Origin of the sequence: Mycobacterium sp. (genome assembly GCF_039583805.1) — a bacterium.
GTDB lineage: Bacteria > Actinomycetota > Actinomycetes > Mycobacteriales > Mycobacteriaceae > Mycobacterium.
Genome location: NZ_JAVKSH010000036.1, coordinates 10,736 through 23,171, shown reverse-complemented (window position 1 = coordinate 23,171; position 12,436 = coordinate 10,736). Strand labels below are relative to the sequence as shown.

The 12,436-nt window shown below is 73.1% G+C and carries 14 protein-coding genes and 1 pseudogene; 9 read left to right on the top strand and 6 right to left on the bottom strand.

Annotation, left to right across the window (positions count from 1 at the left end; genetic code table 11):
* Positions 1-384 (top strand): DUF4333 domain-containing protein (locus tag ABDW21_RS06925; protein ID WP_343710225.1); only part of this gene is annotated, 384 nt, incomplete at its 5' end.
* 9 nt (positions 385-393) lie between these two features.
* Here ABDW21_RS06925 and ABDW21_RS06920 read toward each other — a convergent pair.
* Positions 394-1,344 carry a 5'-3' exonuclease gene (locus tag ABDW21_RS06920; RefSeq protein ID WP_343710224.1) on the bottom strand — a complete coding sequence of 317 codons (951 nt, stop codon included), beginning with the start codon at positions 1,342-1,344 and terminating at the stop codon, positions 394-396.
* Between the two features lie 92 nt (positions 1,345-1,436).
* On the opposite strand from ABDW21_RS06920, the gene ABDW21_RS06915 reads away from it, so the two are divergent.
* Together ABDW21_RS06915 and ABDW21_RS06910 are read left to right on the top strand one after the other, a co-directional pair.
* Positions 1,437-2,564 (top strand): Xaa-Pro peptidase family protein, encoded by a 1,128-nt coding sequence (locus tag ABDW21_RS06915; protein WP_343601918.1) that lies wholly within the window; start codon positions 1,437-1,439, stop codon positions 2,562-2,564.
* 31 nt (positions 2,565-2,595) lie between these two features.
* Positions 2,596-3,267 carry a GNAT family N-acetyltransferase gene (locus ABDW21_RS06910; RefSeq protein ID WP_343710223.1) on the top strand — a complete coding sequence of 224 codons (672 nt, stop codon included), beginning with the start codon at positions 2,596-2,598 and terminating at the stop codon, positions 3,265-3,267.
* 12 nt (positions 3,268-3,279) lie between these two features.
* On the opposite strand, the gene ABDW21_RS06905 is transcribed toward ABDW21_RS06910, so the two are convergent.
* Complete coding sequence (locus ABDW21_RS06905; protein WP_343601914.1) at positions 3,280-3,693, bottom strand: F420-dependent biliverdin reductase; 414 nt, start codon at positions 3,691-3,693, stop codon at positions 3,280-3,282.
* A 35-nt stretch (positions 3,694-3,728) separates the two neighbouring features.
* Between ABDW21_RS06905 and ABDW21_RS06900 the strand changes: the two genes are divergently transcribed.
* The 5 genes from ABDW21_RS06900 to ABDW21_RS06880 all read left to right on the top strand — a co-directional run bounded on the left by ABDW21_RS06900 (position 3,729) and on the right by ABDW21_RS06880 (position 7,654).
* Positions 3,729-4,472, top strand: a complete 744-nt coding sequence (locus tag ABDW21_RS06900) for an SDR family NAD(P)-dependent oxidoreductase (RefSeq protein WP_343601913.1) — start codon at positions 3,729-3,731, stop codon at positions 4,470-4,472.
* Positions 4,473-4,545: 73 nt separating this feature from the next.
* Complete coding sequence (cbiE, locus tag ABDW21_RS06895; protein ID WP_343601912.1) at positions 4,546-5,718, top strand: precorrin-6y C5,15-methyltransferase (decarboxylating) subunit CbiE; 1,173 nt, start codon at positions 4,546-4,548, stop codon at positions 5,716-5,718.
* Entirely contained in the window at positions 5,715-6,467 is a 753-nt protein-coding gene (gene cobM / locus ABDW21_RS06890; protein WP_343601911.1) for a precorrin-4 C(11)-methyltransferase, read from the top strand. Before cbiE ends, cobM begins: the two co-directional genes overlap by 4 nt.
* The gene (locus tag ABDW21_RS06885; RefSeq protein WP_343710222.1) at positions 6,464-7,207 is read left to right on the top strand and encodes a cobalt-precorrin-6A reductase; all 744 of its coding nucleotides are present in this window, start codon (positions 6,464-6,466) and stop codon (positions 7,205-7,207) included. The genes cobM and ABDW21_RS06885 overlap by 4 nt, the downstream gene beginning before the upstream one ends.
* Positions 7,208-7,210: 3 nt before the next feature.
* Entirely contained in the window at positions 7,211-7,654 is a 444-nt protein-coding gene (locus ABDW21_RS06880) for a maleylpyruvate isomerase family mycothiol-dependent enzyme (protein WP_343601909.1), read from the top strand.
* Between the two features lie 60 nt (positions 7,655-7,714).
* Here the strand turns inward: ABDW21_RS06880 and ABDW21_RS06875 are convergent.
* The 4 genes and pseudogenes from ABDW21_RS06875 to cobG all read right to left on the bottom strand — a co-directional run.
* Positions 7,715-7,885: pseudogene (locus tag ABDW21_RS06875) on the bottom strand (antitoxin); the annotation flags it as partial.
* A gap of 56 nt (positions 7,886-7,941) precedes the next feature.
* The gene (locus ABDW21_RS06870) at positions 7,942-9,414 is read right to left on the bottom strand and encodes a precorrin-2 C(20)-methyltransferase (RefSeq protein WP_343710221.1); all 1,473 of its coding nucleotides are present in this window, start codon (positions 9,412-9,414) and stop codon (positions 7,942-7,944) included.
* On the bottom strand, positions 9,411-10,034 hold the full coding sequence (locus ABDW21_RS06865) for a precorrin-8X methylmutase (protein ID WP_343601907.1): 624 nt from the start codon (positions 10,032-10,034) through the stop codon (positions 9,411-9,413). The genes ABDW21_RS06870 and ABDW21_RS06865 overlap by 4 nt, the downstream gene beginning before the upstream one ends.
* Positions 10,035-10,043: 9 nt before the next feature.
* A complete protein-coding gene (cobG, locus tag ABDW21_RS06860) occupies positions 10,044-11,165 on the bottom strand; it encodes a precorrin-3B synthase (RefSeq protein WP_343601906.1) in 1,122 nt (373 codons plus the stop codon).
* Positions 11,166-11,247: 82 nt separating this feature from the next.
* Between cobG and ABDW21_RS06855 the strand changes: the two genes are divergently transcribed.
* A partial coding sequence (locus tag ABDW21_RS06855; protein WP_343601905.1) for a cobaltochelatase subunit CobN occupies positions 11,248-12,436 on the top strand: 1,189 nt, incomplete at its 3' end.

The following is a 12,436-nucleotide window of genomic DNA, read 5'->3' as shown; positions in this document are numbered from 1 at the left end:
CAGTATGGTCAGCCCGGCCAGTACGGGCCGCCCGCCGAGCCCTCGAAGCGATCCCGGGCGGTGATCGTCGCGGTGGTCGGCGGATTCGCCGCGATCGTCGCCGCGGCCGTACTGGTGCTCGGATTCTGGGCGCCCGGCTGGTTCGTGACCACCAAGCTGGACGTCAACAAGGCGCAGGAAGGCGTCCAGCACATCCTCTCCGACGAGACCAACGGGTACGGCGCGAAGAACGTCAAGGACGTCACCTGCAACCACGGCGAAAACCCGACCGTGAAGAAGGGCCGCTCCTTCGACTGCAACGTCAGCATCGACGGCGCCAAGCGCCAGGTGACCGTCACCTTCCAGGACAACAAGGGCACCTACGAGGTCGGCCGGCCCAAGTAGGCCGATCCGTCATCGGGCCAGCGCGTCGAGCGCCTGCTGCAGCCGCCCGATCGACGACCCGACGCCCAGCCGGGCCGCCAGGTCGGCGGTGCGTGTCGGGTCGGCGGCCACCAGCGGCAGCGCGTCGCTCGGCGTCGACAGCTCGACCGGCGCGTCGGTGACGACCCGCACCACCGGTCCGGCGGCCGCCACGTAGTCCGCGGCGGCCCGCAATGTGGCCCGAAGACCGGCGGCCAGCGACGATGTCGGGTCGTCGACGGCGGCCAGGATCCCCGCCAGCGAACCGTGCCGCGCCAGCAGCGCGGCGGCGGTCTTCTCGCCGATGCCCGGCACGCCGGGCAGCCCGTCGGACGGATCGCCGCGCAGCAGTGCCAGCTCCGCGTATGCGGCGCCCGCCCGGTCGGCGGGCACGCCGTAACGCTCGGCGACCTGCGCCGGACCCATCAGGGTGGCCCTGGTCAGGCCGCGACCGAGGTAGAGCACCCGCACCGGGACCGGGTCGTCGGTCACCAGCTGCAGCAGGTCGCGGTCGCCGCTGACCACCACCACCGGGTCGCGGCGCTCGGCGGCGGCCAGGGTGCCGATCACGTCGTCGGCTTCGAAGCCCTCCGCGCCGGCGGTGCAGATGCCGAACGCGTCGAGGATCTCCTCGATCATCTCCACCTGCGGCGACAACTCGTCGGGTATCTCCTCGACATCCGTTGTGCTGCTATGGGTTTGCTGCTCCACGCGATGAGCCTTGTAGGACGGGATGGCGTCCACCCGGAACTGCGGGCGCCAGTCCCAGTCCAGGCACACCACCAACCGGGCGGGCCGGTGCCGGCCGATTAGCAGCGCCACCGAATCCAGGAAGCCGCGCACGGCGTTGACCGGCCGGCCGTCGGGCGCGGTGATCGACGCCGGCACCCCATAGAAGGAGCGGAACCACATGCTGGCGCCGTCGAGCAGCAGTAGAGGCATGCTCTCATTGTCCGCGAGAGTGCGGTTAGCGACGCGGCGTCTTGGGAAATGGGTCGGTAGTTACACTTTGGCGGTCAGCTAGCCTGGCATGCGTGAGATCCGCCCGGTTCGACGCCGACGTCTACGCCCGCCGGATGTCCGCGGCGGCGGCCGCCGCAGCGCAGGCCCGCCTGTCCGGTCTGGTCATCACCCCCGGGCATGACCTGCAGTACCTGATCGGGTCGCGGGCGCAGACCTTCGAGCGGCTCACCGCGCTGGTGGTGCCGGCCCGCGGCGAGGCGACCGTGGTGGTGCCGCGGCTGGAGCTGGCCGCGCTGCGCGAATCGGCCGTCGCCGATCTCGGCCTGGCCGTGGCCGATTGGGTCGACGGCGACGACCCCTACCGGCTGGTGGCCGCGGCGCTCGGTGGCGCCCCGGCGGCGACCGCGGTCGCCGATGCCATGCCGGCGCTGCACCTGGTGCCGCTGACCGGCGTGCTCGGGGTGCCGCCGGTGCTGGCCACCGGCGTGCTGCGCGGGCTGCGAATGGTCAAGGACCCCAACGAGATCGACGCGCTGCGCAAGGCCGGCGCGGCGATAGACCGGGTGCATGCCCGGGTGCCGCAGTTTCTGGCGCCGGGCCGGACCGAGGCCGACGTCGCCGCAGATATCGCCGAAGCGATTGTCGCCGAGGGGCATTCGGAGGTGGCTTTCGTCATCGTCGGGTCGGGGCCGCACGGCGCCGACCCGCATCACGGGTGCTCGGACCGGGAGCTGCAGGCCGGCGACATCGTCGTCGTCGACATCGGCGGCGCCTACGCGCCCGGCTACCACTCCGACTCGACCCGCACCTACAGTATCGGTGAGCCGAACGAGCAAGTGGCGCAACAGTATTCAATCCTGCAGCGGGCGCAACGCGCAGCGGTCGACGCGGTGCGTCCGGGTGTCACCGCCGAGCAGGTGGACGCGGCCGCCCGTGACGTGCTGACCGCGGCGGGTCTGGGCGAGTACTTCGTGCACCGCACCGGGCACGGCATCGGGCTGTCGGTGCACGAGGAGCCCTACATCGTCGCGGGCAACGACCTGCCGCTGAGCCCGGGGATGGCGTTCTCCGTCGAGCCCGGCATCTACTTTCCCGGCCAGTGGGGCGCCCGCATCGAGGACATCGTCGTGGTCACCGCGGACGGCGCCGCCGCGGTCAACAACTCCGCACACGACCTGATCGTCGTGCCGACCGGGTGATCCGCGGCCCCGAGAAGACTAGGCTCAGGCGATGACCAATCACGACCGTGCGGCCGCTCGCCGCGAGATCGCCGACGCCCTGATGAACGCGCTCGAACGCCGGCACGAGGTGCTGGATGCCATCGTCGAGGCCGGCGACCGCCCCGCTGCTGTCGACGCGATCGTCGCGTTGCTGGGCACCTCGCGCCGGGGCGGCGAGGCGGTGATGGGGATGTCGTTCGACCAGCTCACCGAGGATTCGCGCAAACAGATCGCCGCCGAGCTCGACGACCTGAACGCCCAGTTGACCTTCACCCTCAAGGAGCGCCCGGCAAGCTCCGGCGACAACCTGGTCCTTCGCCCGTTCGCCGGCCACGCCGACCGCGACATCTTCGCCGAGCGCACCGCGAACATGGGCGCCACGGGCGACGGGACGGGGGCGGCCGTCGGCGACCTCGACGACGAGATCCGGGCGGCGCTGCGACGGATCGACGCCGAGGAGGCCGCCTGGTTCGTCGCCGTCGACGGCACCCAGAAGGTCGGCATTGTGTTCGGCGAGCTGGTCGGCCACGAGGTTCACGTCCGGATCTGGATTCACCCCGAATGCCGGCACAAGGGCTACGGCACCGCCGCGCTGGCCAAGTCGCGACCGGAGATGGCCGCCTACTTCCCCGCGGTGCCGCTGGTGATCCGCGCGCCCGGCGCCCAGCCGACCTCGGCGTGATCGCGCGGCGGTCTACCCGGCGCTGCGGTCCAGCAGGTCCGACGACCCGAGCACCCGCTCGATCTGCACCTCGATGACCACCCGGCGCGGGTTGGGCCGCGGGGTGCGATAACGCTGGGCGTAGCGCAGTTCGGCGTCGCGGACGGCGTCGACGTCGCTGTTCACCGCGGCGCGGCCCTCCAGCGACAGCCACCGCGCGCCGTCGACCTGGCTGAGCACCGCAACCCCGCTGCGCTGCGCGTTGACCGCCTTCTGTGAACCCCCCGTGGTGATGACCCGGGCGATGTGCGTCTTGGGGTCGAAGGTGAACCCGACCGCCACCACGTGCGGCGAATTGTCGGCCCGCAGCGTGGTCAACATGGCCAGATGACGTTCGGACAGGAATGCCAGCGCGTCGTCGGTCAGCCGGGTGGTGGTGTTGGCCATTACCGCTCACGCTATAACAGGCGATAATCGCAGCCGTGGAGGACACGGGCTCGGTGCTGATTTTCGGTGGCCGCAGCGAGATCGGCACCGAGCTGGCGCGGCGGCTGGCGCCGGGAGCGACGGTGGTGCTGGCGGCGCGCGGGGCCGACCGGCTCGGCGCGCAGGCCGCGTCGATTCGCGCCGCCGGGGCGGCGGCGGTGCACACCGTCGAGTTCGACGCCGACGATCTGGCCTCGCACGGCCCGCTGGTCGCGTCGATGGTCGCCGGGCACGGGCCCGTCGGCACCGCGGTGCTCGCGTTCGGCGTCCTCGGCGACGCGGTCCGCGCCGAGACCGACGCCGCCCATGCCGTGGCCGTCGTGCACACCGACTACGTCGCCCAGGTCAGCCTGCTGACCCACCTGGTGGCCGCCATGCGCGCGGCCGGCCGCGGATCGCTGGTGGTGTTCTCGTCGGTGGCCGGGGTGCGGGTGCGCCGGGCCAACTACGTGTACGGCTCGGCGAAGGCCGGCCTGGACGGTTTCGCCGGCGGGCTGGCCGACGCGCTGCACGGCACCGGGGTGCGGGTGCTGATCGTGCGGCCGGGCTTTGTCGTCGGGCGGATGACGCAGGGTATGACGCCGGCCCCGCTGTCCGGCACGCCCGCGCAGGTGGCCGCCGCGACCGCGCGGGCGCTGGCCAGGGGCCGGCGCACCGTGTGGGTGCCGTGGGCGCTGCGGCCGCTGTTCTTTTGCCTGCGGCTATTGCCGCAGTTCGTCTGGCGGCGGATGCCGCGATGATTCGCGCCGGCGACGATGCAGAGCAAAGCGATGAGGTGGGGGCACCACCCGCTTGCGGGGGAGAGCGGCGCAATTGATAGTCGTGGTCGGTATCGGCGCCGACGGCATGGCCGGGCTGTCGGCCACCGCGGTCGGCGAATTGCGCAGCGCCACGGTTGTTTACGGCTCGCTCCGGCAGTTGGACCTGCTCGACGAGACGGTGCCGGCGCAGCGGCGGGTGTGGCCGTCGCCGCTGCTGCCGGTGCTGCCCGGCCTGTTCGACGTGGAGCCCGACGTGCACGTGCTGGCCAGTGGGGATCCGCTGCTGCACGGCATCGGCGGCACGCTGATCCGGCTGTTCGGGCAGCGGCGGGTGCGGGTGCTGCCGCACGTGTCGGCGGTGACGCTGGCCTGCGCGCGGATCGGCTGGAGCACTGCCGACACCGAGGTGATCAGCCTGGTCAACGCACCGCCGCACACCGCGATACGTCGCGGCGGCCGGGCGATCGTGTTGTCCCGCGACGGCGCCACGCCGTCGGCGCTGGCCGGGCTGCTCACCGAACACGGTCGCGGCGACTCGGCGTTCAGCGTGCTCGAGCAGCTCGGCGGGCCGGCCGAGCGGTGCCGGCACGGCACCGCCCGCGGCTGGGCGGCCGGCCCGCCGGGGGACGTCGACGGCCTCAACGTGATCGCGGTGCGTTACCTGCCCGACGACCGCGTCGCGGCGCCGCTGCCCGACGACGTCTTCGCCCACGACGGCCAGATCAGCAAGCAGGCCATCCGCGCGGTGACGCTGGCGGCGCTGGCGCCGAGGCCCGGGGAGCGGCTGTGGGATGTGGGGTCGGGCTCGGGCAGTATCGCCGTCGAGTGGGCCCGCAGCGCCCGGGGGTGCAGCGCGGTCGCGTTCGAGCGCGACGCGGCGCGCCGCGGCCGCATCACCCGTAACGCTGCCGCGTTCGGCGCGGACGTGGAGGTGCGCGGGGCGGCGCCGGATGCCTTCGACGGCGCTGCGGCGCCGGCGGCGATCTTCCTCGGCGGCGGGCTGACGCAGCCCGGTCTGCTCGACGCCTGCCTGCAGCTGCTGCCCAGCGGCGGGCGCCTGGTTGCCAATGCCGTCACGGTGGAGTCGGAAGCTGTTCTGGCACAAGCGCGTTCACGGCTGGGCGGACACCTGGCACGGTTTCAGCACTATCACGGGGAGCCGCTGGGCGGCTTCACCGGCTGGCGCCCGCAGCTGCCGGTCACCCAGTGGGAGCTGACGACGTGACGGTGTTCTTCATCGGCGCCGGACCGGGGGCGGCCGACCTGATCACGGTGCGCGGGCAGCGGCTGCTGCGCCGGTGCCCGGTGTGCCTGTACGCCGGGTCGATCATGCCGCCCGACCTGCTGGCGCTGTGCCCGCCCGGGGCGCGGGTGGTCGACACCGGTCGCCTGACCCTGGAGCAGATCATCACCGAGATCGCCGATGCCGATGCCGCCGGCCTGGACGTGGCGCGGCTGCAGTCCGGTGACCCGTCGCTCTACAGCGCGCTGGCCGAGCAGTGCCGCCGCCTCGATGTGCTGGGCATCGACTACCAGGTCGTCCCCGGCGTGCCGGCCTTCGCCGCCGCCGCCGCCGCGCTGGGGCGTGAACTCACCGTGCCGGGGGTGGCGCAGACGGTCACCCTGACACGGGTTTCCACGGTGTCGACGCCGATGCCGCCCGGCGAAGACCTGAGCACGCTCGCCCGATCCGGTGCCACCATGGTGCTGCATCTGGCGGCCGCGCAGATCGACGCGATCGTCGCGCAACTGCTAGCCGGCGGCTACCGGCCCGAAACACCCACGGCGGTCGTGGCTTTCGCGAGCCGGCCGCAGCAAAGGGTGCTGCGCGGCACGCTGGCCGGCATCGCGCAGCAGATGCAGGAAGCCGGCGTCACCAAAACCGCCGTCATCGTCGTCGGCGACGTGCTGGCCGCCGAGGGGTTCGCCGACAGCTACCTGTACTCGGCGGCCCGGCGAAGGACGCCCGGATGAGAGTGCTGGTACTCGGCGGCACCGCCGAGGCGCGCGCACTGGCCGCATGCCTGCACGGGCGTGTCGACGTGATCAGCTCGCTGGCCGGGCGGGTGCCCGACCCGGCGCTGCCAGTGGGCGCGGTGCGCATCGGCGGGTTCGGCGGCGTCGACGGGCTGCGACGGTGGTTGCGCGACGAACACGTCGACGCCGTCGTCGACGCCACCCACCCGTTCGCCGCCACCATCACCGCGCACGCCGCGTCGGCGTGCGATGAGCTCGGGCTGCCGCTGGTGGTGCTGGCCCGCCCGGCGTGGGACCCCGGCGACGCCATGGTGGTCGCCTCGGATACGCGGGCCGCGGAAGTCGTTGCCCGACAGAAGTGTTCGCGGGTGTTCCTGACAACCGGTCGCTCCGGTACGGCGGCCTTCGCCGGCAGCGACGCGTGGTTTCTGATCCGCGCCGTCACCGCACCCGATCACGCTTTGCTGCCGCGCCGCCACCGGCTGCTGCTCTCCCGCGGGCCGTACGCCTACGACGGGGAGCACGCACTGCTGCGCGAGCACCGCATCGACGTGCTGGTCACCAAGAACAGCGGCGGCGAGATGGCCCGGGCCAAGCTGGATGCGGCTGCGGCCCTGGGTGTTCCGGTCGTGATGGTGGAGCGCCCGCCGCTGCCGGCCGGGGTGAGCACAGTGCGCACCGTCGACGCGGCGTACGCCTGGGTCCGATCGCAGCGCAATGCCAGAGCGGACTCATGAGGCGTGACCGTTACAACTGCCGGCCTGCACCTGGCGGTGTGCCGACGGTTCGGTGCGGCCGTCGCGTCAGCCGAGGGCAGGTGGGATTGCCCGTCACCGTGTGCGGGCTGGGATGCCAGGGCGGTGCTCGAGCACGTGATCGGCTTCCACGACGTGTTGCTGTTGCGGCCGTTGGGATGCAAGCCGGATCGTCCCCGCGACGATCCGCGGCGGCGCTGGGAGCTCACCGTCCAGCGGCTGGGTGAGGCATTCTCGCGGGAGGACCTGTTCGAGCGTGTCCTCGAAGTGCCGGCCGTCGGGAACGATCCCGCGGCACACGTCGACGCGCGCGCCCTGGTGCCCGCACTGACCCGGGACGTGCTGGTGCACACCTGGGATCTGGCCCGCGCCGTCGGGGCCGACGACCGGCTGGATCCGGGCTGGCGGGCTCGTCGTCAACGCCGGTAGACGTCGCTGCGACGAGCGACGTGGACGACCTCGATCCGCGCGCTGTGGTCGTCGATCGTGGTAGCCGAGAATGTCCTCCGCCGATCGCGTGTCGAGCACCGGCAGGGTTGCGCACCGTTGGCGGATGGCCGCCAGTTCCTCGCCCAACGGTTCGGCACGGGTACGCCCGGTTTCGCGGGCGAGCCGCCCTCCACGGACAGCGAGTTCTCTGGCGAGGCGATCGGCCTCGGGATCAGCAGATCGATTCTAAACACTGCGGTTCACGCCGCGGCGGCCCCGCGCCACGGTCACCCCGGGTAGCGGCGCGGCGTGAACACCCGATCGCCAGAATCGGCGGCGTACCACTGGGTTTGTGACGAGCCGACGATCAGCAGGCAGCGCATGTCCACCTCGGCCGGGTCCAGGTCGGCCAGCCGCACCACCGTGACGCGCTCGCCCGGACCGGACACGTCGCGGCCGACCACCACCGGTGTACCCGGATCACGGTGGGCCAGCAGCAGATCCCGCATCGCGGCGACCTGCCAGGTGCGGGTTTTCGACGCCGGGTTGTAGATCGTCAGCACCAGGTCCGCGGCAGCCGCGGCGGAGAGCCGCGCCGCGATCACGGCCCACGGCTTGAGCCGGTCGGACAGCGAGATCACCGCGTAGTCGTGGCCCAGTGGGGCGCCGACCCGGCTGGCGACGGCCTGCGCCGCCGTCATCCCCGGAATCACCCGCACCGCAACGCTCGGCCACTGCTTGGCTTCCTCGAGCACGGCGGTGGCCATCGCGAACACCCCCGGATCGCCCGAGGACACCACCGCCACCGCGCGGCCCTGCTCGGCCAGCTCGCAGGCCAGCCGGGCACGCGCGGCTTCGTCGGTGTTGTCGCTAGGGTGCCGGACCACGCCGTCGCGGGCCGGAACCCGGTCCAGGTACGGCCCGTAGCCGATCAGGTCGGTGGCGGCGGCCAGTTCGCGGCGGCTTTGCGGAGTCATCCAGTCGGTGTGCCCGGGGCCAAGACCGACGACCGCGACAGCGCCGGGCCCCGGTCGGCCGCGCCGGCCGCCGGGCACCATTGCCAGCGAGAAGTACGGAACAGCGCCGGGGTCGACGTCGGCGGCGGGCAGCACCCGCTGTCCGGCCGTGCTGGCCCGCTCCACATACACCGCGTCGTCGAGCTGGCCGGCCATCGAAAGGGCTTCCCGCACAGCGGGATAGGACCGACCCAGCTTGAGCACGACGGCGGCGTCGGCGTCGGAAAGCCGCCGGGCCAGCTCGGCGACCGGCAGCGTGCCCGGCAGCACCGACAGCACCTCGTCGCCGGCCACCAACGGTGTGGCGATCGCCGCCGACGCCGCACTGACCGACGTCACGCCCGGCACGATCACCGCGTCGAAACGCCGCGTCAACCGGGTATGCAGATGCATGTAGGAGCTGTAGAACAGCGGATCGCCCTCGGCCAGCAGCGCCACGTCGCGCCCGGCGTCCAGATGCGCGGCAATGCGCGCGGTGGCGTCGGCGTAGAAATCCTCCAGCGCGCCGCCGTAGCCGCCGGGGTGGTCGGTGGACTCGGTGGTGACCGGGTAGACCAGGTGCTCCTCGATCTGCCCGGGCCGCAGATACGACGCGGCGATGCCGCGGGCGATGCTGTGCCCGTGGCGGGCGCTGTGATAAGCCACCACAGCGGCGTCGCCGATCACGCGGGCGGCCTTGACCGTCACCAGTTCCGGGTCGCCGGGCCCCAGCCCGACACCGAACAGGGTGCCGCGCAGAGTCATGCGACACTCGCCGCGACGGCGTTGACGGCGGCGGCGGCCATCGCGCTCCCGCCGCGCCGGCCGGTGACCACCAGGTAGGCCATTCCGCGCGGCCGGTCGATCAGCTCCTGCTTGGATTGCGCCGAGCCGACGAAGCCGACCGGCCCGCCCAGCACCGCGGCCGGCGCCGGCACGCCGTCGTCGACCAGCTCAAGCAGCCGGAACAGCGCGGTGGGCGCGTTGCCGATCGCCACGACCGCACCCGCCAGCCGGTCCGCCCACAGCTCCACCCCGGCCGCCGAGCGGGTGGTGTGCCGACGGGCGGCGAGCTCGCCGGCCCGCGGATCGGCCACCAGCGACACGACCTCGTTGTCCAGCGGCTGTGTCCGGGTGATCCCGGCCGCCACCATCGACGAGTCGCACAGCACCGGGGCGCCGCCGGCCAGCGCGGCCCCGGCCCGGCTCACCACGTCGTCGGTGTAGGCGACGTGCTCGGCCAGGTCGACCTGCCCGCAGGTGTGGATCAGCCGCACCACCACCTGCGCGACGCCGGGCGGGAACCGGGCCAGGTCCGCCTCGGCGCGGATGGTCGCGAACGACTGCCGGTAGATCTCGGCGGCGTCGCGCAGGTAGTCCAGCACCCGCTCACCTTAAGCGGGTGCGCGCAGCACCCGGTAGCCCTCTGCGCCGGCGACCAGCACCTCACCCAGCAGCGGGCTGCCGCAGGCCCGTTCGCAGCCCACGAAGTGCCGGTGGCCTGCAGCGCCGGCATCCCCGGCGCGGGCCGCGGCCGCCGCGTCGGCGCGCACGTCGGCGGCCGAATGCGCGCAGCCGGGGCTGCCCGTGCAGGCGCTGACCGAAAGCCACGGCGAGTCCGCGTCGAACACCAGGCCCAGCGGCGCCAGCTCCCGCACCGCCGCGTCGGCGGTCTGCTCGTCGAGGTCGCACACCAGCACCGAGCGCCACGGTGTGACGACCAGCGGCGCCCCGATGGCCGCCAGCCGCTCGGCGACCCGGGCCGGCAGGACGCCCAGCGGCGGCACGGCGCCCAGCGCAGTCCGGCCGTCGTCCTGGGAGATCCAGCCCACCGGCGGCGTGCTCACCGGGGGGAACGCGCCGCCCGGTTCGACACCCGGCAGCAACACGGCTAAATCGTCCAATTCGGTTATCCGCCAGGCGTTTCCGCGAAGTGCGACAAACTTCGCCGCAAGCTCGACCAGCGCCGGCACGACGTCGGGGCGCGCCAGCCGGACGCCGGTGTCGCGCCGCGCCACCACCAACGCGGCGCCGCCGTCGACAACATGCACGCCGACGTCGGCGCCCAGCCCGGCCACGTCACCGCGGCCGTCGTCGACGCCGAACCAGAACCGGCCCGGCAGCGACGCCAGCGCCGGCTCCGCGCACATCGCGGCATCCAGCTCGCTGACCCACCCGCGCACGTCGGCACGCCCGCCGGCCCGGCCGGACAGCGGCGAGGCGACGATGTTGCGCACCCGCTCGTGCGTCGCCGACGGCAGCAGACCGGCCTGCGCCAGCGCGTCGGCGAGCGCCGTCGCCGCTTCGCCGCTTCGGATCCCGCGGATCTGCACGTTGCCGCGCGCGGTCAGCTCCAGGGTGCCGGACCCGAATGCGGCCGAAACCCGGGCCAGCGTCGCCAACTGCGCGGCGCTGAGCATTCCGCCGGGCAGCCGCACCCGGGCCATCCCGCCGTCGGCGGCCTGATGCACGTGCAGCGCGCCGGGGCAGGCGTCATGAGTACGGGTCCGCGCCACCCCTCCACGCTACGGCCAGCGGTGTCGGGCGAGCGGCGCCGGGCCCGCCGGCTGCGCGGCCGGCGTGCGGTAAGAATGACGAGTGCCCGAGCCGACCGTGCTGCTGCTGTCGACGTCCGACACCGACCTGATCACCGCCCGCGCCAGCGGCAAGAACTACCGGTGGGCCAACCCCGCGCGGCTGCTGCCCGGCGAGCTGCCGGAGCTGCTCGGTGGCGCCGACATCGTGGTGGCGCGCATCCTGGGCGGCTACCGGGCCTGGCAGGACGGCATCGACGCGGTCCTGGCCAGCGGCGCCCCAGCGGTCGTGGTCAGCGGCGAGCAGTCACCGGACGCCGACCTGACCGAGCGGTCCACGGTGCCGGCCGGCATCGCGCTGCAGACCCACATCTACCTGGCCGAGGGCGGTGTGGAAAATCTGCGTCACCTGCACGCGTTCCTGTCCGACACCGTGCTGATGACCGGCTTCGGGTTCAGCCCGCCGGTGAGCACGCCGAGCTGGGGGCTGCTGGACCGGGTTTCCGCCGGCACCGGCGGCCCGACGATCGCGGTGCTGTACTACCGCGCTCAGCACCTGGCCGGCAACACCGCGTACGTGGCCGCGCTGTGCGACGCGATCGACGCCGCCGGCGGGCGAGCCCTGCCGGTGTACTGCGCGTCGCTGCGCGCCGCCGAGCCGTCGATGCTGGACACGCTCTCACACGCCGACGCCATGGTGGTCACCGTGCTGGCCGCCGGGGGAGTCAAGCCCGCAACCGCGTCGGCCGGGGGTCTCGACGACTCCTGGAGCGTCGAACACCTTGCCGCGCTTGATATCCCGATCTTGCAGGGGCTGTGCCTGACCAGTTCGCGCGACGTGTGGCGCGACAACGACAACGGCCTGAGCCCGCTCGACGTCGCCAGCCAGGTGGCGGTACCCGAGTTCGACGGGCGGATCATCACGGTTCCGTTCTCGTTCAAGGAGATTGACGACGAGGGGCTGATCTCCTACGTGCCCGACCCGGAGCGTTGCGCGCGGGTCGCGGGCCTGGCGGTCCGGCATGCGCAGCTGCGCCGCATACCGGCGGCGGACAAGCGGGTGGCCGTGGTGTTCTCCGCCTACCCGACCAAGCACGCGCGGATCGGCAACGCGGTCGGGCTGGACACCCCGGCCAGCGCCGTGCGGCTGTTGCGGGCGATGCGGGCGCACGGCTACCGGATCGGTGAGCTGCCCGGCGTCGACGCCCAAGACGGTGACGCCCAAGACGGTGACGCCCAAGACGGTGACGCCC